We start from the raw sequence: 21607 nt of genomic DNA, 5'->3' as shown, positions 1-21607 counted from the left end.
GGCCACGCCGTCACCCGGCCGTGCCCACGGCTTGGCCGACTCGGGCGGCACCGGTGCGTACGGCGGCGCCCGCGGCCGCACTCGGGGCAGCGCTGCCGCCGTACGCGCCGGGCGGTCAGCGCGTGTGGTAGTTCGGCGCCTCGGTGGTCATCTGGATGTCGTGCGGGTGGCTCTCCTTCAGGCCCGCGGAGGTGATCCGCACGAAGCGGCCCTTCTCCTTCAGCTCCGGCACGGTCGCCGAGCCGACGTAGCCCATCGAGGAGCGCAGGCCGCCGATGAGCTGGTGGGCGACGGCGGCCAGCGGGCCGCGGTAGGGCACCTGGCCCTCGATGCCCTCGGGGACGAGCTTGTCCTCGGACAGCACGTTGTCCTGGAAGTAGCGGTCCTTGGAGTACGACTTGGCCTGGCCACGGCCCTGCATGGCGCCCAGCGAACCCATGCCGCGGTACGACTTGAACTGCTTGCCGTTGATGAACAGCAGCTCGCCCGGCGACTCCTCGCAGCCGGCCAGCAGGCTGCCGAGCATCACGGTGTCGGCGCCGGCCGCGATGGCCTTGGCGATGTCGCCGGAGTACTGCAGGCCGCCGTCGCCGATCAGCGGGACGCCCGCCGGGCCGGCCGCGAGCGAGGCTTCGTAGATGGCGGTGACCTGCGGCGCGCCGACGCCCGCGACCACGCGGGTGGTGCAGATCGAACCGGGGCCCACGCCGACCTTGACGCCGTCCGCGCCCGCGTCGATGAGCGCCTGGGCGCCGTCCCGGGTGGCGACGTTGCCCGCCACGACCTCGATCTTCAGGTTCGCCTTCACCTTGGCGACCATGTCGAGGATGCCGCGGCTGTGGCCGTGCGCACTGTCGATGACCAGGAAGTCGGCGCCGGCCTCCACCAGAGCCTGGGCGCGTAGGAACGCTTCGTCGCCGACGCCCACCGCGGCGCCCACCAGCAGGCGGCCCTCTGAGTCCTTGGCGGCGTTCGGGTACTTCTCCGCCTTGACGAAGTCCTTGACGGTGATCAGGCCCTTGAGGCGGCCCTCGTCGTCGACCAGCGGCAGCTTCTCGATCTTGTGGCGGCGCAGCAGCTCGATCGCGTCGTCGCCGGAGATGCCGACCTTGCCGGTGACCAGCGGCATCGGGGTCATAACCTCGCGGACCTGGCGGCTGCGGTCCAGCTCGAAGGCCATGTCGCGGTTGGTGACGATGCCGAGCAGCTTGCCCGCCGGGTCGGTCACCGGGACGCCGCTGATGCGGAACTTGGCGCACAGAGCGTCGGCCTCGGCCAGGGTGGCGTCCGGGTGCACGGTGATCGGGTCGGTGACCATGCCGGACTCGGAGCGCTTGACCAGGTCGACCTGGTTGACCTGGTCCTCGACCGACAGGTTGCGGTGCAGCACGCCGACACCGCCCTGGCGGGCCATGGCGATGGCCATCCGGGCTTCGGTGACCTTGTCCATGGCGGCGGAGAGCAACGGGATGTTGACCTTGATGTTGCGGGTCACCCGGGACGAGGTGTCCACCTGGTTCGGCACGACCTCGGACGCGCCAGGCAGCAGCAGCACGTCGTCGTAGGTGAGCCCGAGGAACCCGAATTTCTCGGCGACCTTCTCGGCCACTCCGTCGGCGTTTGCGGTCATGACACCTTCCCCAATGCTCTTGCCCGGCGTGGCATCCCATGCTACTGGGCCACTCGGACTACCTTCGGCCGTTCCGGTGGCGGGCGGCGCGGGCCGACGGGCTCCCGCCCTTGCGCGGACCGGGGTGACGCGCGTAGCGCACGGGTACGCCGTCACCCGCGTCTTATGCGTCACGTTCCGGGCAAACGTCGTGGCGTGGACACGTACGAGTGAAAGGGGTGCGGTGACGCGAAGGCGGGGCGCGCGGAGGAGCCGGCACGCGCGCGGCAGCCGGAGGCACGCCTGTGCGGCGCCGAGGCGGGCGCTCCTGAAGGATGTCGGCGGCAAACGCGTCCTACGCCGTGAGCCCCCGCGCTCCGTCCTCGCGCATCGCGCCGTCCGCCCGCATCGCCTCCGCCTCCTCGGCCAGCGCGCGCAGCCTGCTCAGCGCGCGGTGCTGGGCGACCCGGACGGCGCCCGGCGACATCCCGAGCATCCGGCCGGTCTCCTCGGCGGTCAGGCCCACCGCGACCCGCAGCAGGACGAGTTCACGCTGGGTCGCGGGCAGGTTGGCGAGCAGAGCCTTGGCCCATTCGGCGTCGCTGCTGAGCAGCGCGCGTTCCTCGGGGCCGAGGGAGTCGTCCGGCTTCTCCGGCAGGTCCTCGGACGGGACGGCCGTCGAACCGGGGCCGCGCATCGCCGCACGTTGCAGATCGGCGACCTTGTGCGCGGCGATGGCGAAGACGAACGCCTCGAACGGGCGGCCCTGGTCACGGTAGCGCGGCAGGGCGCAGAGCACGGCGAGGCAGACCTCCTGAGCGAGGTCGTCCACGAAGTGGCGGGCGTCCCCCGGCAACCGGGACAACCTGGTCCGGCAGTACCGCAGGGCGAGCGGATGAACGTGCGCGAGCAGATCATGGGTGGCCTGCTCGTCGCCCTCGGCAGCGCGGCGGACCAGGGCGCCGATGGCCTGAGTCTCGTTGTCGCGCATCGGTCCATGGTGCCTGGTCGCCTCGGCGTCCGTCGCACCGCGTCCGGAGTTGTGCCCCGAAGCGTTATGGGGAGCGCCGGGGGAAGCGGCGTGAGGCGGAGCGCTCGCCGCCGTCATCTCTTCCCCCCGCGACTCCTCCGGTCCGGACGCCGCGGTGGCGTCCACCGCCGCGGCCGACCCCACCGCCACACCCCCGTACGGAGGTACTGCCCGCCGCAGTTCTCGTCGGTCCCCGAGGAAGTCCATACGTCAAGCATGCGTCCTCGGGCGGACATCCGGAACTTCACCCGCGATTCCGCTCCGCCGGGCGCCCCCGCGACCGGCGTCCGGCAACCGCTCCGCGCGGCCGCCACCCGCCCGTTCCGCTCGCGTCGGCCCTGGTGGGTGTCGCGCCGGGGCGCGCGACACCGTCGGCGCGCGGGCGCGCCCCGGGGCAGGTGCGGCCGGGGCGGGGCGGCGAACCGCCCCCGTCCACAACAGCGCATGACGCGCTCCTCAGCGCACCAGGCCCCAGCGGAAGCCGAGTGCCACCGCGTGCGCCCGGTCGGAAGCCCCCAGCTTCTTGAAGAGCCGGCGCGCGTGGGTCTTGACGGTGTCCTCGGAGAGGAACAGCTCACGGCCGATCTCCGCGTTGGAACGGCCGTGGCTCATGCCCTCCAGCACCTGGATCTCCCGCGCGGTCAGCGTGGGCGCGGCGCCCATCTCGGCGGAACGCAGGCGCCGGGGCGCGAGCCGCCACGTCGGGTCGGCGAGTGCCTGGGTGACCGTGGCCCGCAGTTCGGCACGGGAGGCGTCCTTGTGCAGGTAGCCGCGGGCACCGGCGGCAACCGCGAGCGCGACCCCGTCCAGGTCCTCCGCGACGGTCAGCATGATGATGCGCGCGCCCGGGTCGGCGGACAGCAGGCGCCGTACGGTCTCGACGCCCCCCAGTCCGGGCATCCGGACATCCATCAGGATGAGGTCGGACCGGTCGGCGCCCCAGCGGCGGAGGACTTCCTCGCCGTTGGCCGCCGTCGTCACGCGCTCGACGCCGGGCACGGTCGCGACCGCACGGCGAAGCGCCTCTCGGGCAAGCGGGGAGTCGTCGCAGACGAGGACGGATGTCATGACCGCCCTCCGCAGCTGATCCGCTTCACGTTGAGCCTCCAGGCTGGTACGAATCGTCACCGGTGGGGCCGACGGCGCCGGGCCGGTGCCCGTTTGCCTCGCCGTTCAACCACCTCCGCACTCTCAACGACGCTCACTCGAAAGAGTTACGGAGTTTGGCAGCCGTCCCCGACACTCTACGTGATCACACGGACACGAATCAGCTATCCGGCTCCACCAAGCGGTGCAATCCCCTCTCCTGCCGGAGCGCACGGGCGCACGCGAACCCCGCGCCGCCACCGCCGGGACGCCCTCCGGACCCCCCACCGACACCGCACGGCCGCCTCCCCTGAGAACACCCGCCACCGACGGGCGCGCCCACTCGCGGGACATTCACCACCCGTACGGGGCATCGCTCGGCGCGGGAACGACGCGGGCACGGCGCGCACGCCCCGAGGGCGACCCGGACCCGGGGCCCGCACGGCCACTGGGCGCGGTGCCCGCCGCGCGGCCAGGTGAGAGGCAGAACGGACGGGGTACCCGGGGCGTCGGAGCGACCTGTTCTGCGCGACGTCGGAGCACTCCGGACAGACCGATGAGCGGGCCTGACACAACAGTGTCGGATTTTGAACTGTTTGGAGGCTTTTTTCCCCGAGTAGGGGTGTTGAGGCTAGATTGGCAATGAGTCATATTTACATCCAGTTACACACTGAATGTGCACAGCCGCGGGAGGATGTGCCGCGGCAGACCTCAGGAAGACCGTTCGAGGGGATGAGCAATGGCAGATTTCTCCCGTCTCCCTGGCCCCAACGCCGACCTCTGGGACTGGCAACTGGTGGCCGCCTGCCGGGGCGTCGACAGCTCTCTGTTCTTCCACCCCGAGGGCGAACGCGGCGCCGCACGCAGTTCACGGGAGGCCGCCGCCAAGGAGGTGTGCATGCGCTGCCCGGTCCGCGCGGCGTGCGCCGCTCACGCCCTGGCGGTCAGAGAGCCCTACGGCGTCTGGGGTGGTCTCACCGAGGACGAGCGCGAGGAGATGATGGGCCGCTCGCGGAACCGGCTGATCAGCAGCACAAGCAACTGACGAATCGTTTCTTCTTTTGAACTACGGGAGGAAGACAGGCCCTCTGCGGCCGGACCACTCGTATGGCGTAACGCGGTCTCGGGGACGCCTCGGTTTCGCGGAGCCGCCGGGTCCCGGGGGCGGCTGGGTCCCGGGGGGACGACCGGGTCCTCGGGGAAGGTTGGAGGGGCTGGAGGTGGCGTGCGGTCTGCCAGGCGCCACGCCTGGACCCTCAGCCCGGCGGACGCTCGAAGCCGCCGAACCCGCCAGGCGCGGTCGAAAGCGCGAGACGTCGAAGCACTCCTCACCGCCGAAGCACCGCCGAACGGGCCCCCGCGCGCCTCCCCAGCGGCTGAGCGCCGCGCTCCCGCCCCGGAGCCCGAGGCGCCACGCACAAGACGCCAAGCACACCTCAAGGACTCCCCCAGCCCCCAGCAGCGCTCCTCAGCGCATCGCCGCGTAGGCCAATCGGTCGAGCATCGCGCTCACCGCGGGCACGTTGGCGAGGTCGGGCAGGGTGAGCGCCACGACCTCCCGGCGCACCGCCGGCCGGACGTCCACGACCGCGACGCCCTTGGCCCGCACCGCGCGAAGGGCCAGCTCTGGCAGCATCGCGACGCCCAGGCCCGCGCCGACAAGGCCCGCCACGGCCGGGTAGTCGTCTGTGGCGAAGTCGATGCGCGGAGTGAAGCCGGCGGCCTCGCAGATGTCGACGAGGTGCCCCCGGCAGCGCGGGCAGCCCGCGATCCACTGCTCGTCCGCCAACTCGGCCATGTCGACGGGCCGCCCGCCTGCGGAGGCACCTGGTTCGACCGCGCCGGACGTCGTGTCGAGGCGGTGGCCCGAGGGGACGAGGCCCACCAGCCGGTCCGTGAGCAGGTGGCGCACCACCAGGTCGTCCCAGTCCTCGGCATCCCGCATGTCGGGATAGCGGAAGGCCAGGGCGATCTCGCAGTCACCCGAACGGAGCATCTCGACGGACTGCGGCGGTTCGGCCTCCTCGAGGGAGATCTGCGTTCCCGGGTTCTCGGCCCGCATCCCGGCGACGGCGGGCGGGACGATGGTGGAGATCCCGGAGGGGAACGAGATCAGCCGCACCCGCCCGGCCCGCAGTCCGGCGATCGCGGCGACCTCCTCCTCCGCGGCCGTGAGCCCGGCGAGGATCCCGGCGGCGTGCCGGGTGAGGGCCTCGCCTGCCTCGGTGAGCCGCATCTCGCGGCCGGCCCTGATCAGCAGCGGGGTGCCGGCGGACGACTCCAGCGCCTTCATCTGCTGGCTCACGGCCGGTTGGGTACAGCCCAGCTCACGCGCCGCGGCGGAGAAGGAGCCGGTCCTGGACACCGCACGTAGTACCCGGAGATGGCGTGCTTCGATCATTCCTCAACCATAAGCAATCCTTAGGGGTGAATGCCACTTATTCTCAATGGACTTTGAGTTCGAGGGGGTCCAAGCTGAGGACATGGACAGCTTGAGGAGCACGGAGTTCGCAGCCGAGACGATCTATCTCAACACCGCGTCCTACGGCCTGGGCCCGGCCCGGTCGGCCGCCGCGGTGCGCGAGGCCCTGGACGGCTGGTCCCGTGGGGACCTGTCCTCCTTCGACCCCGCGGTGACCGCGTCGCGCGAGGCGTTCGCGCGGATAGCGGGGGTGCCGTCCGAGCGGGTCGCGGTCGGTTCGGCGGTCAGCGTGCACGTCGGCCTGATCGCCTCCGGCCTGCCCGAAGGGGCCGAAGTCCTCGTCGCCGAGGGCGACTTCAGCTCGCTCGTGAACCCCTTCGCCGTCCGGAGGGACCTCAAGCCGCGGGCTGTTCCCCTGGAGCGGGTGGCAGAGGAGATCCGGCCGGGCACCGCGCTGGTCGCCGTGAGTTCGGTGCAGTCGGCGGACGGGCGGGTGGCGGACCTCGCGGCGATCCGGGCGGCCGCCGCGGCGCACGGCACGCGCACCCTGGTGGACGTCACACAGTCGCTGGGCTGGCTCCCGCTGGACGCAGGCGAGTTCGACTACGTGGTGTGCGGAGCGTTCAAGTGGCTGATGTGCCCGCGCGGAGCGAGCTTCCTGGCCGTCGGCGAGCCGGCCGCCGCTGAGCTGACGCCGGTCTTCGCGGGCTGGTTGGCGGGTGAGGTCCCCGAGATGTCCTGCTACGGGCCGATCGCCGAACTCGCCTCGTCGGCGCGGCGGTTCGATCTGTCCCCCGCCCATCTCAGCTATGTCGGCGCCGCGCCGTCGCTGGCGCTGGTCGAGGAGATCGGTGTCGAGACCATCGGCGCGCACGACCTGGCGCTGGCGGACCGGTTCCGGTCCGGTCTCGCCGAGTTGGGCCACGAGCCGATATCTGGCGGCTCCCCGATCGTGGCGATAGCCGGGCTCGGGCATCTGGCACCGGCGCTCTCCCGGGAGGGCATCCAGCTGGCCGCTCGGGCGGGCAATCTGCGCGCGGCGTTCCACCTTTACAACTCGGCCGCCGACGTGGACCGCCTGCTGGAGGTGATCGCTTCGGCCCTGCGGGCCTGAGGGCCTCAGCCCTGTGAGCCTGAGCGCTGCGGCTGCCTCCCCGGGGGGGTGGCGCGGCAGGGTGCCGGGCAGGGAGGTGCCCCGCGCGGACGCGGACGCGCGGCCATGGGAAAGGCGCCCGCGTGCGTGAGGTGGTTCGCCACCCCACTTCACCACGCGGAGCCGTGCCAAACCGCCCCGGCCACGCGACGCCCGCCTCGCCCCGGCAGACCCGCCCCGGCCACGCGACGCCCGTCCCGCCCGGCCCGGCCCGCAACGCTGCGGCAGCTCTGCCACGTCACGCCACGGCACGGCACGGCACCCGAACGAGCCACGCCCTCGGCTGCCCACGCCTTGGGCCTCCCTGGCCCGGACGCCGTGCCACGCCGCCCCGGGACCCCGGACGCCCTCGGCTGCCCACGCCCTGGGCCGTCCACGTCGCCCCGGAGGAAAAGGCCCCACGCCGCGTCCGTCCCGGCCGTACCGTCGGGGTATGAAGCTGCTTTCGGTGAACGTCGGGGTGCCGCGTTCGAACCCGTGGAAGAAACTCGCTCTCACCGGGATCGACAAGCGGCCGGTCGACGGGCCCGTGGCGGTCCATGCCCCGGGGCCCAAGGGCACCGGCGAAGTGGGGCTGGCCGGCGACCGGGCCTATGACGTCAAGCATCACGGCGGGACGGACCAGGCCGTCTACGCGTACGGGAGGGAGGATCTCGACGACTGGGAGAAGGAGCTGGGCCGCACGCTGGCCAACGGCACCTTCGGCGAGAACCTCACCACCGAGGGCCTGGACGTCAACGCCGCGCTCATCGGCGAGCGGTGGCGCGTCGGCGGTGTCGTGCTGGAGGTGACCGGACCGCGCGTCCCCTGCGTGACGTTCCAGGGATGGCTGGGCGAGCCGAAGTGGATGAAGCGGTTCACCCTGGCCGCACGACCGGGCGCGTACCTGCGGGTGATCGAACCGGGCGAGATCCGGGCGGGCGACGCGATCGAGGTCGTCCGGCGGCCGGAGCACGGCGGCGAGAGCGTCGCCGCCGCCTTCCGTCGCGAGATGGGCGGTGAGTAGCCGATGACATCCACCGGTCGGCCGGAGCGGCACAGGCAGCCGCGGCTGGTGTCGGTCAACCTGGCGGTCCCGCAGGTCGTGGACTACGCCGACGCCGCCTTCACCGGGATCGACAAGCGGCCGGTCGACGGGCCCGTGGCGGTCGCCGCGCCCCGCGAGCGGAGCGCGGACCCGGTCGGGCGCAGCGGGCTGGCGGGCGACGACATCGGTGACGGGCGGTTCCACGGCGGCGACGATCAGGCCGTCTACGCGTACGGGAGGGAGGATCTCGACGACTGGGAGAAGGAGTTGGGCCGCACGCTGGCCAACGGCATGTTCGGTGAGAACCTCACCACCGAGGGTGTGGACGTCAGCGGGGCGCTCATCGGCGAGCGGTGGCGGGTCGGCGGGGATGCCCTGCTGGAGGTGACGTCGGCGCGCATTCCGTGCCGGACGTTCGCCGTGTGGCTCGGCGAGAAGGGATGGGTCGGGCGTTTCACCCGGGCGGCGGTGCCGGGCGCGTACCTGCGGGTGATCCGGCCGGGTGAGGTCCGCGTGGGCGACGCGATCGAGGTCGTCCGGCGGCCGGAGCACGGGGTGAGCGTCGCCTTGCAGTTCCGGGCGATGACGACGGAGGCGGCGTTGCTGCCCAGGGTGCTGGACGCAGGGGACGCGCTCAACGCCCGCCACGCGAAGGTGATCCGGCAGCGGCTCGCGATGGCGTGAGCGCGAGACCGCCAACGCCCTCCGGCAGACTCCCGGCAGAAATACCCTCCGCCGGGCCGGACGCGACGCCACCCGGCAGGCAGGAACGCCCCCGCCAGGCCGGACGCCCCCACCAGGCCAGACGCCCCCCGGCATGCAGGACACCCCTCCGCGAGACCGGCAACACCCTCCGGCAGGCCAGACGCCCACCGGGAGCAACGCCACCGACCGCGCGGACTAGCCTTCCCGCATGACGACCTCACTGATCACGGGTGCGACGGCGGGGCTCGGGGCCGCCTTCGTGCGGCGGCTGGCGGGCGACGGGCACGACCTGGTGCTGGTGGCGCGGGACGGCGGGCGGCTGGAGGAGGCCGCCACCGAGGTGCGCGAGCGGTACCGGGTGGCAGTCGAGGTGCTGGCTGCGGACCTGTCGACGCCGGACGGGATCGCGCGGGTCGAGGCGCGGTTGAAGGACCCGCAGCGGCCGGTCGACGTGCTGGTCAACAACGCCGGGTTCGGCAACCGGGCACCGTTCCTCCAGGCGCCGGTGGAGGACGAGGTCACCATGCTCACGGTGCACTGCGAGGCGGTGCTGCGGCTGACGTACGCGGCGGCCGGGGCGATGCGGGAGCGCGGGCGGGGGTTCGTGGTCAACGTGGCGTCGGTGGCGGCGTTCTTCCCGCGCGGGACCTACGCGGCGAGCAAGGCGTGGGTGGTGCGGTTCACCGAGGGCGCGGCGCGCGAACTGGCGGGCAGCGGCGTGCGGTTGATGGCGCTGTGCCCGGGGTTCGTGCACACGGAGTTCCACCGGCGGGCGGGGATGGACACCAGCGGTCTGCCGTCCTGGGCGTGGCTGGACGCCGACAAGGTGGTCGCCGCGGCGCTGCGTGATCTCGCGCGCGGCCGCACGGTCAGCGTGCCGGACGTCCGCTACAAGACCGCGGTGACACTGGGCCGGCTGGCACCGGCCGGGGCGTTCGGCCGCCTCACGACCGGACTCGGCCGCCGCTTCGGCCCCCGCTGACCGCGACCGGACCCTCCGCCGCCGCGCCCGCCCGCAGCCGCGGACCACGCGCCTCCGCGGGCCAAGCTGACCGCGCCGACCACGCGCCCCCGCTGACCATGCTGACCGCGCGCGGGACGCCAACGCATGAGGCCCGGCGCTCCCTCGGGGCGCCGGGCCTCAGTGCTCAGGCGGACGGACGGTCGGCGTCAGTGCGAGTGACCGTGACCGTGACCGGCCGGGGCGGGCTCCTCCTCGGCCGGCTTCTCGACGACCAGGGTCTCGGTCGTGAGCAGCAGCGAGGCGATGGAGGCCGCGTTCTCCAGGGCGGAGCGGGTGACCTTCACCGGGTCGATGACGCCGGCCTTGACCAGGTCGCCGTACTCGCCGGTGGCGGCGTTGAAGCCGTGGCCCTTCTCCAGGTCGGCGACCTTGGAGGTGATGACGTAGCCCTCCAGGCCCGCGTTCTCGGCGATCCAGCGCAGCGGCTCGACGACGGCGCGGCGGACGACCGCGACACCGGTGGCCTCGTCGCCCTCCTTGCCGAGGGAGTCCTCCAGCACCTTGCCCGCGTGCACCAGGGCGGAGCCGCCACCGGAGACGATGCCCTCCTCGACCGCGGCGCGGGTCGCGGAGATGGCGTCCTCCAGACGGTGCTTCTTCTCCTTCAGCTCGACCTCGGTGGCCGCGCCGACCTTGATGACGCAGACGCCGCCGGCGAGCTTCGCCAGGCGCTCCTGGAGCTTCTCGCGGTCCCAGTCCGAGTCGGTGGTGGAGATCTCGGCCTTGATCTGGGCGACGCGGCCTTCCAGCTCGGCCTTGTCACCGGCACCGTCGACGATGGTGGTGTCGTCCTTGGTGACGGTCACGCGGCGGGCGGAGCCCAGCACGTCCAGGCCGACCTGGTCGAGCTTGAGGCCGACCTCCTCGGCGACGACGGTGGCACCGGTGAGGGTGGCCATGTCGCCGAGCATCGCCTTGCGGCGGTCGCCGAAGCCGGGGGCCTTGACCGCGACCGCGTTGAAGGTGCCGCGGATCTTGTTGACGACCAGGGTCGACAGGGCCTCGCCCTCGACGTCCTCGGCGATGATCAGCAGCGGCTTGCTGGAACCGGCCTGGATGACCTTCTCCAGCAGCGGCAGCAGGTCCTGGATCGAGGCGATCTTGCCCTGGTGGATCAGGATGTACGGGTCCTCCAGGACCGCTTCCATCCGCTCCTGGTCGGTGACGAAGTACGGCGACAGGTAGCCCTTGTCGAAGGCCATGCCCTCGGTGAAGTCCAGCTCCAGGCCGAAGGTGTTGGACTCCTCGACGGTGATGACGCCGTCCTTGCCGACCTTGTCCATCGCCTCGGCGATCAGCTCGCCGACCTGCTTGTCCTGGGCGGACAGCGCGGCGACGGCGGCGATGTCCTCCTTGGAGTCGATCGGGCGGGCGGTGGCGATCAGGTCGTCGGAGACGGCCTTGACGGCGGCGTCGATACCGCGCTTGAGGGCGGCCGGGGAGGCGCCGGCGGCGACGTTGCGCAGACCCTCGCGGACCAGCGCCTGGGCCAGCACGGTGGCGGTGGTGGTGCCGTCACCCGCGATGTCGTTGGTCTTGGTCGCCACCTCCTTCACCAGCTGGGCGCCCAGGTTCTCGTACGGGTCCTCGACCTCGACCTCGCGGGCGATGGTGACACCGTCGTTGGTGATGGTCGGGGCGCCGAACTTCTTGTCGATGACGACGTTGCGGCCCTTGGGGCCGATCGTCACCTTCACCGTGTCGGCAAGCTTGTTGACGCCGCGCTCAAGGGCGCGACGGGCGTCCTCGTCGAACTTCAGGATCTTGGCCATGCCTCGTACTACCTCGTCATTTCCTCGTCAAAGACCGCGCCCCGGGTCCCCGGTCCGTAGGACGCGGAAAACCCGGGGCGGGATCACGGCTGCTTGGTATGAAGCCGGGTTACGGAGCCGGACCCCGCGCGGGCGCGGGGAGCGGTGCCGTAATTACTTCTCGACGATCGCGAGGACGTCGCGAGCCGAGAGGACGAGGTACTCCTCGCCGTTGTACTTCACCTCGGTGCCGCCGTACTTGCTGTACAGCACGACATCGCCGACCTTGACGTCGAGTTCGATGCGCTTGCCGTCCTCGAAGCGGCCCGGACCGACGGCGAGGATGACGCCCTCCTGGGGCTTCTCCTTCGCGGTGTCCGGGATGACCAGGCCCGAGGCCGTGGTCTGCTCGGCCTCGAGCGGCTGGACCACAACGCGGTCCTCGAGCGGCTTGATGGCAACCTTGGTGCTGGCGGTCGTCACGATCCGACCTCCCCCTTCGGAGAGCTCACGGGAGTGTCTGTCTTGGGGTGGCGACCTGGAAGGCCCGTCGTCGCGGGTGCCGGACCTGCCTCGTCGCTGCTTGGCACTCCTTGATGGAGAGTGCCAGAGCCGAGACTAGGACGGACTTAGCACTCGGTCAAGCGGAGTGCCAACGCCACGCCCACGGCGGCGTCCTCGACGGCCTCGCCATGGCCGACAGCGGCGTCCCCGACCGCTTCGCGACGGCCGGCCGGCATGCGCAGGCGCAGGGAGGCCAGGCATGCGCAGGAGACCGGCATCCGTGCGGGAGGACCGGCATCCGCGATGACCGACAATGGCCCGGTGGATCTCGACGCCTTCGCCTTCCTCCTGACCGACGACGGGCAGGCCCTGCTGTCCTCCTTGCGCGACTACGCGCCCGGGGACGAGCTGGCGACGGCGACCCGCCTGCGCCGCGACCACCCGGCCCCCGTGGTGTCCGCGGCGATCGCGCAGGCGGGGCTGCGGCGGCGGGCGGAGGCGAAGTTCGGCGCCGACGCGGCACGGATGTACTTCACGCCCGACGGTGTCGAGCAGGCGACGCGCTCGACCGTGGCCGCGCACCGCGCCGAACGCTTCCGCGCCCTGGGCGTCAGGCGCGTCGCCGACCTGTGCGGCGGCATCGGCGGCGACGCGATCGCGCTGGCGCGGGCCGGGATCGAGGTGGTCGCGGTCGACCGTTCGCCGCAGGCCTGCGCGGTGGCCGAGGCGAACGCACGCGCCCTCGGGCTCGACGGCCTGATCCGCGTGACGCGGGACGACGTGACGGCGTTCGACCCCGCGGACCCGGCGTACGCGGGCTGCGACGCGGTCTTCGTCGACCCCGCGCGGCGGGCCGGACGCGGCCGGATCTTCGACCCGGAGGCCTACTCGCCCCCGCTGTCCTGGGCGATCGAGGCGGCCCGCCGCGTCCGGTACGCCGCCGTCAAGGTCGCGCCGGGCATCCCGCACGAGGCGGTCCCGGACGACGCGGCGGCGGAGTGGGTCTCGGACCGCGGGGACGTGAAGGAGGCGGTGCTGTGGTTCGGCACCCGCGCCGGGGAGCGCCGCGCCACCCTGCTGCCCGCGCGGGCGGAGCTGACCGGCGGCACGCTGCCCGATCCGCCGGTCGGCCCGGTCGGGCGCTACCTCTACGAGCCCGACGGGGCCGTGATCCGCGCCCACTTGGTGGCGGAGGTGGCCGAACGGCTCGGCGGTGCGCGGCTGATCGACGAGACCATCGCGTACGTCACCTCGGACACCCTGCGTCCGACCCCGTACGCGACGGCCTACGAGATCACGGACGTGCTGCCGTTCAACCTCAAGAGGCTGAAGGCGTTGCTGAGGGAGCGTCAGGTCGGCACGCTCACCGTGAAGAAGCGCGGCTCGGCGGTCGAACCGGAGGAACTGCGCAGGCGGATCAGGCCGCAGGGCCCCAACTCCGCGACGGTGGTGCTCACCCGCGTCGCGGGGGCGCCCACGATGCTCCTCGGCTCGCCCGCGCGGGCGGCCTGAACGCCTCCGCGCCGGCATCGCGGGCCCGGCCCCCTCGCGGCGCCCCCAGGTCACCGTTCGTCACGCCCGAAACCCCCTCCCCACCTCCCGCGATCACCCACGGTGAGTGCCGACATGCCGAGCGCAGGCATCCGTCGTAGGCTCGTCTACCTCGGGGACGACCCGACCTCCGATGGGAGGCACGTCATGTTCACCCGATCCAGCTGGGCCCGAGTCATCGCCGCCTCCGGCGTGGCGATCGGCACCATCGCCGCGGCAGTCCCGGCCTACGCCGACGACGCCGCCAGTGATCCGGACGTCGTCATCAACTGCGTCGCCTGGAACGACCACGGGGACAACATCGGCGACAACGTCTTCTACGTCAACGCCAAGACCCCGGCCAGCTCCGAGGTCATGCCGATCGACGGCACGCAGATCACCTGCACCAACCTGCCGTCCAACACCGACCCCGTGCGCATCACGCCGGGACCCGACACCTCGCTGGGCGAGCTGGGCGACGGCTTCGAGCTGACGCCGGGTCAGACGCAGAACACCTTCCCCACCCCGGCCCATCCGCACGACGACGTCGTGCTGACCGTGACCCGGGTGCCGGCGGACGCCAACTGAGCGCCCGCCGGGACGGGTGGAACGCGCGGGGCCCGCAGGCCCCTAGCCGACGACCTCGACCGACTCGAAGCGCCAGCGGTGCACCGGCCGCCGGACCAACTCCCCCGGCGGGTCGGCGAGTTCGGGAAAGGGTTCGGCGGCGGGCGCGGACCACCAGGTGACGACCAGCACCCGGTCCCCGGGCGCGCGGAACGTCTCGCGACGCAGCGGCTCCCCAGGGAGCCGCTGCTCGCGTGCCCAGGCCAGCAGTTCGGCGCCCCGGCCCTCGTCGGCCCGCGCCTCCCACATCACCGCGACGGCGCCGCCACCGATCCCACCGCCGTCGCCACCGATCGCACCGCCGCCGTCGCCGATCCCACCGCCGCCGCCATCACTTACCGCACCACCGCCGGAGGCCACCGCCGCCGCCATCAGTGCGTGTGCCCGTGGCCCGCGGCGTGCAGTGCGGTGTGCGCGTCCAACGCGCCGCCCGCGCCCGGCACATGGGGCTCGGTCACCGGCAACGAGGAGTCGGCGGGCAGCTCCCAGTCCGACGCGGGCCGCCCGCGCGCCACCATCTCGGCACCCAGCGCGGCCACCATCGCGCCGTTGTCGGTGCACAACTTCGGCCGCGGGACGCGCAGTCGGATGCCCGCGTCGGCGCAGCGCTCCTCGGCCATGGACCGCAGCCGGGAGTTGGCCGCGACGCCGCCGCCGATCATCAGGTGGTCGACGCCGTTGTCCTTGCAGGCGCGGATCGCCTTGCGGGTCAGCACGTCGGTGACCGCTTCCTGGAACGAGGCGGCCACATCCGCGATCGGCACCTGCTTGCCCTCCCGGCGCCGTTCCTCGACCCAGCGCGCCACGGCGGTCTTCAGGCCGGAGAAGGAGAAGTCGTAGACCGGGTCGCGCGGCCCGGTCAGCCCGCGCGGGAAGCGGATCGCGGACGGGTCGCCCTCGCGCGCGTAGCGGTCGACGACCGGGCCGCCGGGGAAGCCCAGCCCCAGCACCCGCGCGACCTTGTCGAACGCCTCGCCGGCCGCGTCGTCGATGGTCGAGCCCAGCGGCCGCACGTCGGTGGTGATGTCGGGCGCCAGCAGCAGCGAGGAGTGCCCACCGGAGACCAGCAGCGCCATCGTCGGCTCCGGCAGCGCGCCGTGCTCCAGCTGGTCGACGCAGATGTGCGAGGCGAGGTGGTTGACGCCGTACAGCGGCTTGCCGAGCGCGTACGCGTACGCCTTCGCCGCCGCGACGCCGACCAGCAGCGCGCCGGCCAGGCCAGGTCCCGCGGTCACGGCGATGCCGTCGAGGTCGGAGGCGGCCACCCCGGCCTCCTTCAGGGCGCGCTGGATGGTCGGGACCATCGCCTCCAGGTGCGCGCGGCTGGCGACCTCGGGCACCACGCCGCCGAACCGCGCGTGTTCGTCCACGCTGGAGGCGACCGCGTCGGCCAGCAGCGTGTGGCCGCGCACGATGCCCACTCCGGTCTCGTCGCAGGAGGTCTCGATGCCGAGGACGAGCGGTTCGTCAGTCATGGTCGTTTCCTTGCAGAGGTCCTTGCGGGGAGCCATCGGGCGTCAGGGGGGACACGGCGGTCCCGGGGACCGCGGCGGGGGCGTCGGCGGTGGACAGGCGCATCACCAGCGCGTCGACGTTGCCCGGCTGGTAGTAGCCGCGGCGGAAGCCGATCGGCTCGAAGCCGAAGCGCTCGTAGAGCCGCTGGGCGCGGGTGTTGTCGACCCGCACCTCCAGCAGCACTTCGTGGCACTCGAACGCGGTGGCCTTGCGCAGCAGTTCCGACAGCAGCCGGGCGCCGAGGCCGGTGCCCTGGTGGCCGCCGGTGACGCCGATGGTCTGCACGTCACCGGTGCCGGACACCGCCGCCAGGCCGCCGTAGCCGACGAGGCGGCCGGTGCCGTCCTCGGCGACGACGTAGGTGCGGGTCGCGGCCGGGTGGCGGGCGCCGGCCAGCTCCGACCAGAACATCCCGCGCGACCAGGCGTCCTCAGGGAACAGCTCCTCCTCCAGCGCCATCACCGGTTCGATGTCCCACCAGCGCATCTCGCGCAGCGTCACGGCGCCGGGGTCAGCCGCCGCGGCCCGCGTACGGGCAGTCCCGGTCACTTCGGCAGGACCGCCTTGTACCCGGCGGGCACCTGGGCGTCGGGGCGGCGCAGGTAGAGCGGCAGCCCGGGCAGGAACTCCCCGCCGTCGGCGAGCCGCTGGGCGGCAAGCTCCGCCAGGGCCCCGGCGGACTGGTCGGCGGGCGGCCGGACGTCGGTGAAGACCTCGGGGTAGAGCGCGGCGCCCGCGCCGACGGCGGGCAGGCCCGCGACACGCTCGGCGATGTCGGCGGGGCGGTCCACGGCCGGGTCGGTGACACGGTGGCCGGGACTGTCGTAGCGCGCCCAGTAGACCTCCTTGCGGCGCGCGTCGGTGGCGACGACGAACGGCCCCTCGCCCGCCGTGCCGCTCACTCCCGCCGCGTGCGCCAGGCCGTCAAGCGTGCACAGGCCGTGCACCGGCACGCCGAGGGCGTCGCCGAACGCGGCCGCGGTGACCAGGCCGACCCGCAGCCCGGTGTACGGGCCGGGGCCCACGCCCACCACGACGCCGGTGACATCGGGCAGCGTCGCGCCGGCCTCCGCGAGGACCTTGTCCACCGCGGGCAGCAGCAGTTCGCCGTGCCTGCGGGCGTCCACCACGGTGGACTCGGCGACCACGGCCGTCCCGTCGTGGACGGCGGCGGTGATGGCGGGGGTGGCGGTGTCAAACGCGAGCAACAGCACCCTGACAGCCTAAGGCTCCGCGCGCCTGACCCCGACGGGCGGCGCATGCGGGGGCACGGTGGCCGACCGCCCCGCCGCCGGGCGGCAGGCCCGGGGCGGCTCCGGCGGCCGTGCGGGGCCCTGCCGGGCGGGCGGTGTCGCGTAGGCTCGGCGCATGCCGATCCGCTCCGGAACCATCGTCACCGCGCTCACCACGGCCGCCCTCGCGGCGATCGGCGTGCTGGCCTGGCAGGCCTCCGCCGCCCCGGACCACACCGGCGGGACGCACGCGGGCGCGGCGCCGTCGCCGAGCGCGAGCGGCGCCCCCGGCAAGCGGCACGGCGGACCGCCCCCGGCGACCGCGCTGCCCGCCGAGTCGGGTCAGGGCAAGCGCGTGGTGTACGCCCTCGGGCGCAAGCGGGTCTGGCTGGTGGACGTGAACGGCACGGCGGACCGCACCTTCACCGTGGTGCCGGGCTCGGTCTCGCCGGACCCCGGCACGTACACCGTGACATCGCGCACCTCCACGCCGATCATCGGCTCGGACGGGGTGCCGGTGGAGCACGTGGTGCGCTTCGCGCGGGTGGACGGGACGACGATCGGCTTCAGCGAGGCGGTCAACGGTTCGCTGCCGACGCCGCAGACCGGCAAGAAGGCGGGCGGCGTGCGGGAGCTTCCGGCGGACGGCGACGCGATGTGGCAGTTCGCGCTCAACGGCACGAAGGTGATCGTGGTCCCGTAGCGGGGCCGATGCCGCTCCACCGGGCCGCCCGCGCTCACCCGGACGGAGTACGGCGCTAGGCGGCGTCGCGTTGATCCGCGCGGTCCGCGTCGCCCTCCCGGGACTCCGGGCGGCCCGCGCCCTCGCGGCCGTCCCCCTCGTCGACGTCGCCGTCCTCGCGCGGGTCCCTCGGCGGCGTGCAGACCGCCTGGGCCGCCGCGTTGGCCGCGAGCAGCGTGCTCACCGAGATGCCGGGCGCCGACGAGGCGCCACTGCCGGCCGACATACGCGCCTCCTGGGCCTGAGGTCGGTTAGGTGACCCTAACCACTGTTCGACTCCAGCACACCACGGAGCGCGCCGCCACGCAACATCTTACCGACAGCCTGTCGGAATGTTCGTCGGAACGTACGGCGCGTGACACAGGACGCGCACACGAAAAGGCGGGCCGCCGCGTGCGACGCGACAACCCGCCTGCCCGGGCCGGCCCGGCCCAACCGGCCCGTGTCCGGCTAGTCCGCCAGCGCGGCCAGTTCCCGCGCCGTCCAGCGCGGTCCGACGCCGGTGAACGTCACTTCGCGCGCGTCGTCGGTCTCGTCGGCTTCGGTGCCCTCCTGCGCGCCGGTGCCGGTGCCGGTGCGGCGGTGGATGGTGACGTGCAGGCGCTCCTCCGACAACTCCTCGACCTTGCCCTCGCCCCACTCGACGACCACCACGGACTCGGCCAGCGAGACGTCGAGGTCGAGGTCCTCCATCTCCTCCAGCCCGCCGCCCAGCCGGTAGGCGTCCACGTGGACCAGCGCGGGGCCGCCGGTCAGCGAGGGGTGCACCCGGGCGATGACGAAGGTCGGCGAGGTCACCGCGCCGCGCACGCCGAGGCCCTCGCCCAGCCCCCGCGTCAACGTGGTCTTGCCCGCGCCGAGTTCGCCGCTGAGCAGTACCAGGTCACCGGGGCGCAGCAGCCCGGCCAGCCGCCCGCCCAGCTCCCGCATGGCGTCGGCGGTGGGGACCGTCAGCCGCTGCGTGACGTCCAAGTCCTGCGTTGTACCCATGTCTGTGGATGCTACGCGGCCCGCGGGCGTCCGCCCCGCGCCCGGCGCCGTCCCGTGCCGACCCCGCCCTAGGCCCCCGCCGCCTGCTCGGCCGGGTCGTCCGGGTCGGCCAGCGCGCGTACCGCCTCCGGCAGCGGCGCCCGCGCCCGGTCCGCGGCGCGGGCCAGCAGCGCGGCCAGCCGGGCGTTGACGACCTGCGGGTACTCCAGCATGACGAGATGACCGGCGTCGGGTACGACGACCAGCTCGGCCCCGGGCAGCCGCTCCGCGATGGCCACGCTGTGCTCGCTGGGCGTCAGCAGGTCCTTGTCCCCGGCCATCACCAGCGCCGGGAGGCCGTCCAGCGCGGCCAGCGAGTCGGCCTTCTCGTGCTGGGTGAACGCCGGGTAGAACTCGGCGACCACGTCGATCGGGGTCGCCTCGATCATCCGCTCGGCGAGCCGGGCGACCGCGGGGTCGACCTCGGAGGCGAACGAGTAGCGCTTGACGACCCCGGCGAACAGGTCGGCGGTCGCCCTGCGGCCCTTCTCCACCAGCGCGGCCTGCGCGCCCATCGCCCGCAGCACCCCCGGCGCCAGTACCCGGAACGCCTTGGCGCCCACCGCCGGCAACCCCAGCGTCACGGCCGCCAGCTTGCCCGCCGAGGTCCCGGCGAAGAACACGCCCGCGACCCGCTCGGCCAGCAGCCTCGGGTACTGCGCGGCGAAGGCCATCACCGTCATGCCGCCCATCGAGTGCCCGGCCAGCACCAGCGGCCCCTCGGGCGCCGCCGCGTCGATGACCGCCTTCAGGTCGCGGCCCAGCTGGTCGATGCTGGCGGGCTCGCCGTCGAGCTGGTCGCGCCCACGGCCGGAGCGGCCGTGGCTGCGCTGGTCCCAGTAGACGGCCCGCACCCCGCCGCGCAGGGCGGCGCGCTGGAAGTGCCAGGAGTCCTGGCTGAGGCAGTAGCCGTGGCAGAAGACGACGGTCAGCGGCCCGGCGCCGCGCTTGAACCACGCGCCGCGCCGCCGCTCGCCGCCCGCGCCCGCGGGGACGTCGGCCTCCTCGACCTCGTAGTACAGCTCGGTGCCGTCCTCGGCGTAGGCCGTGCCGGGGGTGCCGCGGAGCGTGCCGTAGGGCCCCGCCGCGTCGAGCGCGAGGCGTGCCTTCCGGCGCATGCCACGTCCCACGGTCATCCGTTCTATCGCGACACCCGCCGCCGCGCCCGCCGCGACGACGCCGATCGCGGCACCCAGGACCCCGGCGGTCCGGCCGACCGTCCTGCCGCTCTCGCTCATCGCCTGCCCTGCTCGGGGTGCGGGTAAGCCGGCCCGGCCGCCGGTTCGTCCGACCGGCCCTCCGCCTCGTCGCCGCGTCCCGTCCCGCGCGCGCCGGCCGCCTCGCCCGCGCCCATCTCCTCGCCGCGGTACAGGCGCGGGACGCGGGCGCCGATGCGGGTGACGATCTCGTACGCGATGGTTCCCGCCGCCCGCGCCCAGTCCTCCGCGGTCGGCTCCCCCTGCTCACCGGTGCCGAACAGCACCGCCGGCTCGCCGACCCGGGCGCTGTCGCCGCCGAGGTCCACCACGAACTGGTCCATCGCGACCCGTCCGGCCACCGTCCGCAGCTTGCCCGCGACCAGCACTGGACCGGCCCCGGAGGCGTGCCGGGGGATGCCGTCGGCGTACCCGAGCGGGACCAGCGCGAGGGTGGTCTCGCCGGGGGTGACGTAACTGTGGCCGTAGCTGACGCCGTGGCCGCCGGGGACCCGCTTGACGTGCGCCAGGTGCGCGGCGAGCGTCATGACCGGCCGCAGCCCGAAGTCGGCCGGGCCGCCGACCTGCGGGACCGGCGAGATGCCGTACATCGCGACACCGGTGCGCACCAGGTCGAAGTGCGCCTCGGGAAGGGTCAAGGTGGCGGGCGAGTTGGCCATGTGGCGCACCTCGGGGCGCAGGCCCAGCGCCTCGGCGGTCGCCAACGCCTCGTGGAACGCGGTCAGTTGGTCCGCGATGGACGGGTGGCCCGGCTCGTCCGCGCAGGCGAAGTGCGACCACAGGCCGGTGACCCGGATCAGGCCCTCGGTCTCGGCCGCCCGCGCGGCGGCGGTCAGTTCCGGCCAGTCGGCGGGCTGGCAGCCGTTGCGGCCCAGGCCCGTGTCGGACTTGAGCTGGACGCGTGCCGGGCGCCCCGCGGCCCGGGCCGCCTCGGTCACCTCGCGCAGCGCCCACAGGCCGCTGACCGACACGTCCACGTCGGCCTCGATCGCCTCGCGCCACGGACCGCCGGGCGTCCACAGCCAGCACAGCACCGGCCCGCCGACGCCCGCCGCCCGCAGCGCGAGCGCCTCCTCGGGCGTCGCGGTGCCCAGCCAGTCGGCGCCCGCCTGCCGGGCCGCGCGGGCACAGGGCAGCAGACCGTGACCGTAGGCGTCCGCCTTGACGACGGCCATCAGCCCGGCCCCGGCGGCACGCTCGCGCAGCGCCCGCACGTTGCCGCGCAGGGCGGCGAGGTCGATCTCGGCCCAGGCGCGCGACGGGGTGGCGGGCCGCGCGGCGGTGGTGTCTGCTGTCGTTGCGTCCATCCCGGACAGTCTCTCAGGCCCGGCCGCGCGATCGGCTGTGGCGTGGGTTACGCCGGGCGCGCGAGGGCACGGCCGGGCCGGGCGCGGGCGTTCAGCG

General features: G+C 73.6%; 22 protein-coding genes. 8 read left to right on the top strand and 14 right to left on the bottom strand.

Translation table 11 applies throughout. The annotated features are described in order from the left end of the window. Nucleotides 1-115: 115 nt before the first annotated feature. The 3 genes from guaB to CK485_RS16685 form a co-directional block, all read right to left on the bottom strand. A complete protein-coding gene (gene guaB, locus CK485_RS16700; protein WP_109451404.1) occupies nt 116-1630 on the bottom strand; it encodes an IMP dehydrogenase in 1515 nt (504 codons plus the stop codon). A 334-nt stretch (nt 1631-1964) separates the two neighbouring features. Then, nucleotides 1965-2600 (bottom strand): sigma-70 family RNA polymerase sigma factor, encoded by a 636-nt coding sequence (locus CK485_RS16695; protein WP_109451402.1) that lies wholly within the window; start codon nt 2598-2600, stop codon nt 1965-1967. Nucleotides 2601-3095: 495 nt separating this feature from the next. After that, complete coding sequence (locus tag CK485_RS16685; protein ID WP_003948568.1) at nt 3096-3707, bottom strand: response regulator transcription factor; 612 nt, start codon at nt 3705-3707, stop codon at nt 3096-3098. A 757-nt stretch (nt 3708-4464) separates the two neighbouring features. Between CK485_RS16685 and CK485_RS16680 the strand changes: the two genes are divergently transcribed. Next, nucleotides 4465-4770, top strand: coding sequence for a WhiB family transcriptional regulator (locus CK485_RS16680; RefSeq protein ID WP_109451398.1), 306 nt, complete (start codon nt 4465-4467; stop codon nt 4768-4770). Nucleotides 4771-5193: 423 nt separating this feature from the next. On the opposite strand, the gene CK485_RS16675 is transcribed toward CK485_RS16680, so the two are convergent. Then, the gene (locus CK485_RS16675) at nt 5194-6126 is read right to left on the bottom strand and encodes a LysR family transcriptional regulator (RefSeq protein WP_109451396.1); all 933 of its coding nucleotides are present in this window, start codon (nt 6124-6126) and stop codon (nt 5194-5196) included. Nucleotides 6127-6208: 82 nt separating this feature from the next. Here CK485_RS16675 and CK485_RS16670 point away from each other — a divergent pair, with 82 nt between their 5' ends. The 4 genes from CK485_RS16670 (at nt 6209) to CK485_RS16655 (ending at nt 10014) form a co-directional block, all read left to right on the top strand. After that, on the top strand, nt 6209-7261 hold the full coding sequence (locus tag CK485_RS16670; protein ID WP_109451394.1) for an aminotransferase class V-fold PLP-dependent enzyme: 1053 nt from the start codon (nt 6209-6211) through the stop codon (nt 7259-7261). 472 nt (nt 7262-7733) lie between these two features. Beyond that, complete coding sequence (locus CK485_RS16665) at nt 7734-8306, top strand: MOSC domain-containing protein (RefSeq protein ID WP_109451392.1); 573 nt, start codon at nt 7734-7736, stop codon at nt 8304-8306. 3 nt (nt 8307-8309) lie between these two features. Then, nucleotides 8310-9011 carry an MOSC domain-containing protein gene (locus CK485_RS16660; protein ID WP_109451390.1) on the top strand — a complete coding sequence of 234 codons (702 nt, stop codon included), beginning with the start codon at nt 8310-8312 and terminating at the stop codon, nt 9009-9011. 229 nt (nt 9012-9240) lie between these two features. After that, on the top strand, nt 9241-10014 hold the full coding sequence (locus CK485_RS16655) for an SDR family oxidoreductase (RefSeq protein WP_109451388.1): 774 nt from the start codon (nt 9241-9243) through the stop codon (nt 10012-10014). Nucleotides 10015-10202: 188 nt separating this feature from the next. Here the strand turns inward: CK485_RS16655 and groL are convergent, their stop codons facing one another. Together groL and groES are read right to left on the bottom strand one after the other, a co-directional pair. Then, nucleotides 10203-11828 (bottom strand): chaperonin GroEL, encoded by a 1626-nt coding sequence (groL, locus tag CK485_RS16650; RefSeq protein ID WP_109451386.1) that lies wholly within the window; start codon nt 11826-11828, stop codon nt 10203-10205. A 153-nt stretch (nt 11829-11981) separates the two neighbouring features. Next, on the bottom strand, nt 11982-12290 hold the full coding sequence (groES, locus tag CK485_RS16645; RefSeq protein WP_109451385.1) for a co-chaperone GroES: 309 nt from the start codon (nt 12288-12290) through the stop codon (nt 11982-11984). 324 nt (nt 12291-12614) lie between these two features. Here groES and CK485_RS16640 point away from each other — a divergent pair, with 324 nt between their 5' ends. Both CK485_RS16640 and CK485_RS16635 read left to right on the top strand, forming a co-directional pair. Further along, nucleotides 12615-13823 (top strand): methyltransferase domain-containing protein, encoded by a 1209-nt coding sequence (locus CK485_RS16640; RefSeq protein ID WP_199239367.1) that lies wholly within the window; start codon nt 12615-12617, stop codon nt 13821-13823. A gap of 186 nt (nt 13824-14009) precedes the next feature. After that, nucleotides 14010-14429: a hypothetical protein gene (locus tag CK485_RS16635; RefSeq protein WP_109451383.1), complete on the top strand. Its 420-nt coding sequence runs from the start codon at nt 14010-14012 to the stop codon at nt 14427-14429. Between the two features lie 42 nt (nt 14430-14471). Here CK485_RS16635 and CK485_RS16630 read toward each other — a convergent pair whose 3' ends face one another. From CK485_RS16630 to tsaB, 4 genes are all read right to left on the bottom strand, one after another. After that, on the bottom strand, nt 14472-14717 hold the full coding sequence (locus CK485_RS16630; protein ID WP_109453101.1) for a hypothetical protein: 246 nt from the start codon (nt 14715-14717) through the stop codon (nt 14472-14474). 122 nt (nt 14718-14839) lie between these two features. Beyond that, nucleotides 14840-15943, bottom strand: coding sequence for a tRNA (adenosine(37)-N6)-threonylcarbamoyltransferase complex transferase subunit TsaD (tsaD, locus tag CK485_RS16625; protein ID WP_241968370.1), 1104 nt, complete (start codon nt 15941-15943; stop codon nt 14840-14842). Continuing rightward, nucleotides 15936-16469, bottom strand: a complete 534-nt coding sequence (gene rimI, locus CK485_RS16620) for a ribosomal protein S18-alanine N-acetyltransferase (RefSeq protein WP_109453099.1) — start codon at nt 16467-16469, stop codon at nt 15936-15938. The genes tsaD and rimI overlap by 8 nt, the downstream gene beginning before the upstream one ends. Before the next feature lie 59 nt (nt 16470-16528). Then, nucleotides 16529-17197 carry a tRNA (adenosine(37)-N6)-threonylcarbamoyltransferase complex dimerization subunit type 1 TsaB gene (tsaB, locus tag CK485_RS16615; protein ID WP_109451381.1) on the bottom strand — a complete coding sequence of 223 codons (669 nt, stop codon included), beginning with the start codon at nt 17195-17197 and terminating at the stop codon, nt 16529-16531. 154 nt (nt 17198-17351) lie between these two features. Here tsaB and CK485_RS16610 point away from each other — a divergent pair, with 154 nt between their 5' ends. Continuing rightward, nucleotides 17352-17918 carry a hypothetical protein gene (locus tag CK485_RS16610; protein ID WP_109451379.1) on the top strand — a complete coding sequence of 189 codons (567 nt, stop codon included), beginning with the start codon at nt 17352-17354 and terminating at the stop codon, nt 17916-17918. Between the two features lie 55 nt (nt 17919-17973). Here CK485_RS16610 and CK485_RS16605 read toward each other — a convergent pair whose 3' ends face one another. The 4 genes from CK485_RS16605 to alr all read right to left on the bottom strand — a co-directional run bounded on the left by CK485_RS16605 (nt 17974) and on the right by alr (nt 21510). Further along, nucleotides 17974-18183 (bottom strand): hypothetical protein, encoded by a 210-nt coding sequence (locus CK485_RS16605; RefSeq protein ID WP_109451377.1) that lies wholly within the window; start codon nt 18181-18183, stop codon nt 17974-17976. Between the two features lie 224 nt (nt 18184-18407). After that, nucleotides 18408-18947, bottom strand: a complete 540-nt coding sequence (gene tsaE, locus CK485_RS16600) for a tRNA (adenosine(37)-N6)-threonylcarbamoyltransferase complex ATPase subunit type 1 TsaE (protein WP_109451375.1) — start codon at nt 18945-18947, stop codon at nt 18408-18410. Nucleotides 18948-19015: 68 nt separating this feature from the next. Next, nucleotides 19016-20224 carry an alpha/beta hydrolase gene (locus CK485_RS16595; RefSeq protein WP_109451373.1) on the bottom strand — a complete coding sequence of 403 codons (1209 nt, stop codon included), beginning with the start codon at nt 20222-20224 and terminating at the stop codon, nt 19016-19018. Next, nucleotides 20221-21510, bottom strand: coding sequence for an alanine racemase (gene alr, locus CK485_RS16590; RefSeq protein WP_109451371.1), 1290 nt, complete (start codon nt 21508-21510; stop codon nt 20221-20223). The genes CK485_RS16595 and alr overlap by 4 nt, the downstream gene beginning before the upstream one ends. Between the last annotated feature and the right edge of the window lie 97 nt (nt 21511-21607).

Source organism: Streptomyces sp. ICBB 8177 (assembly GCF_003144095.1).
Lineage (GTDB): Bacteria > Actinomycetota > Actinomycetes > Streptomycetales > Streptomycetaceae > Streptantibioticus_D.
Note: the sequence above shows the minus strand (reverse complement) of the source record. Positions and strands in the feature narration are given on the sequence as shown.

Coding starts and splice junctions, on each gene's coding strand:
- guaB (WP_109451404.1), bottom strand. CDS start 1,630: ATGACCGCAAACGCCGACGGAGTGGCCGAGAAGGTCGCCGAGAAATTC.
- CK485_RS16695 (WP_109451402.1), bottom strand. CDS start 2,600: ATGCGCGACAACGAGACTCAGGCCATCGGCGCCCTGGTCCGCCGCGCT.
- CK485_RS16685 (WP_003948568.1), bottom strand. CDS start 3,707: ATGACATCCGTCCTCGTCTGCGACGACTCCCCGCTTGCCCGAGAGGCG.
- CK485_RS16680 (WP_109451398.1), top strand. CDS start 4,465: ATGGCAGATTTCTCCCGTCTCCCTGGCCCCAACGCCGACCTCTGGGAC.
- CK485_RS16675 (WP_109451396.1), bottom strand. CDS start 6,126: ATGATCGAAGCACGCCATCTCCGGGTACTACGTGCGGTGTCCAGGACC.
- CK485_RS16670 (WP_109451394.1), top strand. CDS start 6,209: ATGGACAGCTTGAGGAGCACGGAGTTCGCAGCCGAGACGATCTATCTC.
- CK485_RS16665 (WP_109451392.1), top strand. CDS start 7,734: ATGAAGCTGCTTTCGGTGAACGTCGGGGTGCCGCGTTCGAACCCGTGG.
- CK485_RS16660 (WP_109451390.1), top strand. CDS start 8,310: ATGACATCCACCGGTCGGCCGGAGCGGCACAGGCAGCCGCGGCTGGTG.
- CK485_RS16655 (WP_109451388.1), top strand. CDS start 9,241: ATGACGACCTCACTGATCACGGGTGCGACGGCGGGGCTCGGGGCCGCC.
- groL (WP_109451386.1), bottom strand. CDS start 11,828: ATGGCCAAGATCCTGAAGTTCGACGAGGACGCCCGTCGCGCCCTTGAG.
- CK485_RS16640 (WP_199239367.1), top strand. CDS start 12,615: ATGACCGACAATGGCCCGGTGGATCTCGACGCCTTCGCCTTCCTCCTG.
- CK485_RS16635 (WP_109451383.1), top strand. CDS start 14,010: ATGTTCACCCGATCCAGCTGGGCCCGAGTCATCGCCGCCTCCGGCGTG.
- CK485_RS16630 (WP_109453101.1), bottom strand. CDS start 14,717: ATGTGGGAGGCGCGGGCCGACGAGGGCCGGGGCGCCGAACTGCTGGCC.
- tsaD (WP_241968370.1), bottom strand. CDS start 15,943: ATGACTGACGAACCGCTCGTCCTCGGCATCGAGACCTCCTGCGACGAG.
- rimI (WP_109453099.1), bottom strand. CDS start 16,469: ATGCGCTGGTGGGACATCGAACCGGTGATGGCGCTGGAGGAGGAGCTG.
- CK485_RS16610 (WP_109451379.1), top strand. CDS start 17,352: ATGCCGATCCGCTCCGGAACCATCGTCACCGCGCTCACCACGGCCGCC.
- CK485_RS16605 (WP_109451377.1), bottom strand. CDS start 18,183: ATGTCGGCCGGCAGTGGCGCCTCGTCGGCGCCCGGCATCTCGGTGAGC.
- tsaE (WP_109451375.1), bottom strand. CDS start 18,947: ATGGGTACAACGCAGGACTTGGACGTCACGCAGCGGCTGACGGTCCCC.
- CK485_RS16595 (WP_109451373.1), bottom strand. CDS start 20,224: ATGAGCGAGAGCGGCAGGACGGTCGGCCGGACCGCCGGGGTCCTGGGT.
- alr (WP_109451371.1), bottom strand. CDS start 21,510: ATGGACGCAACGACAGCAGACACCACCGCCGCGCGGCCCGCCACCCCG.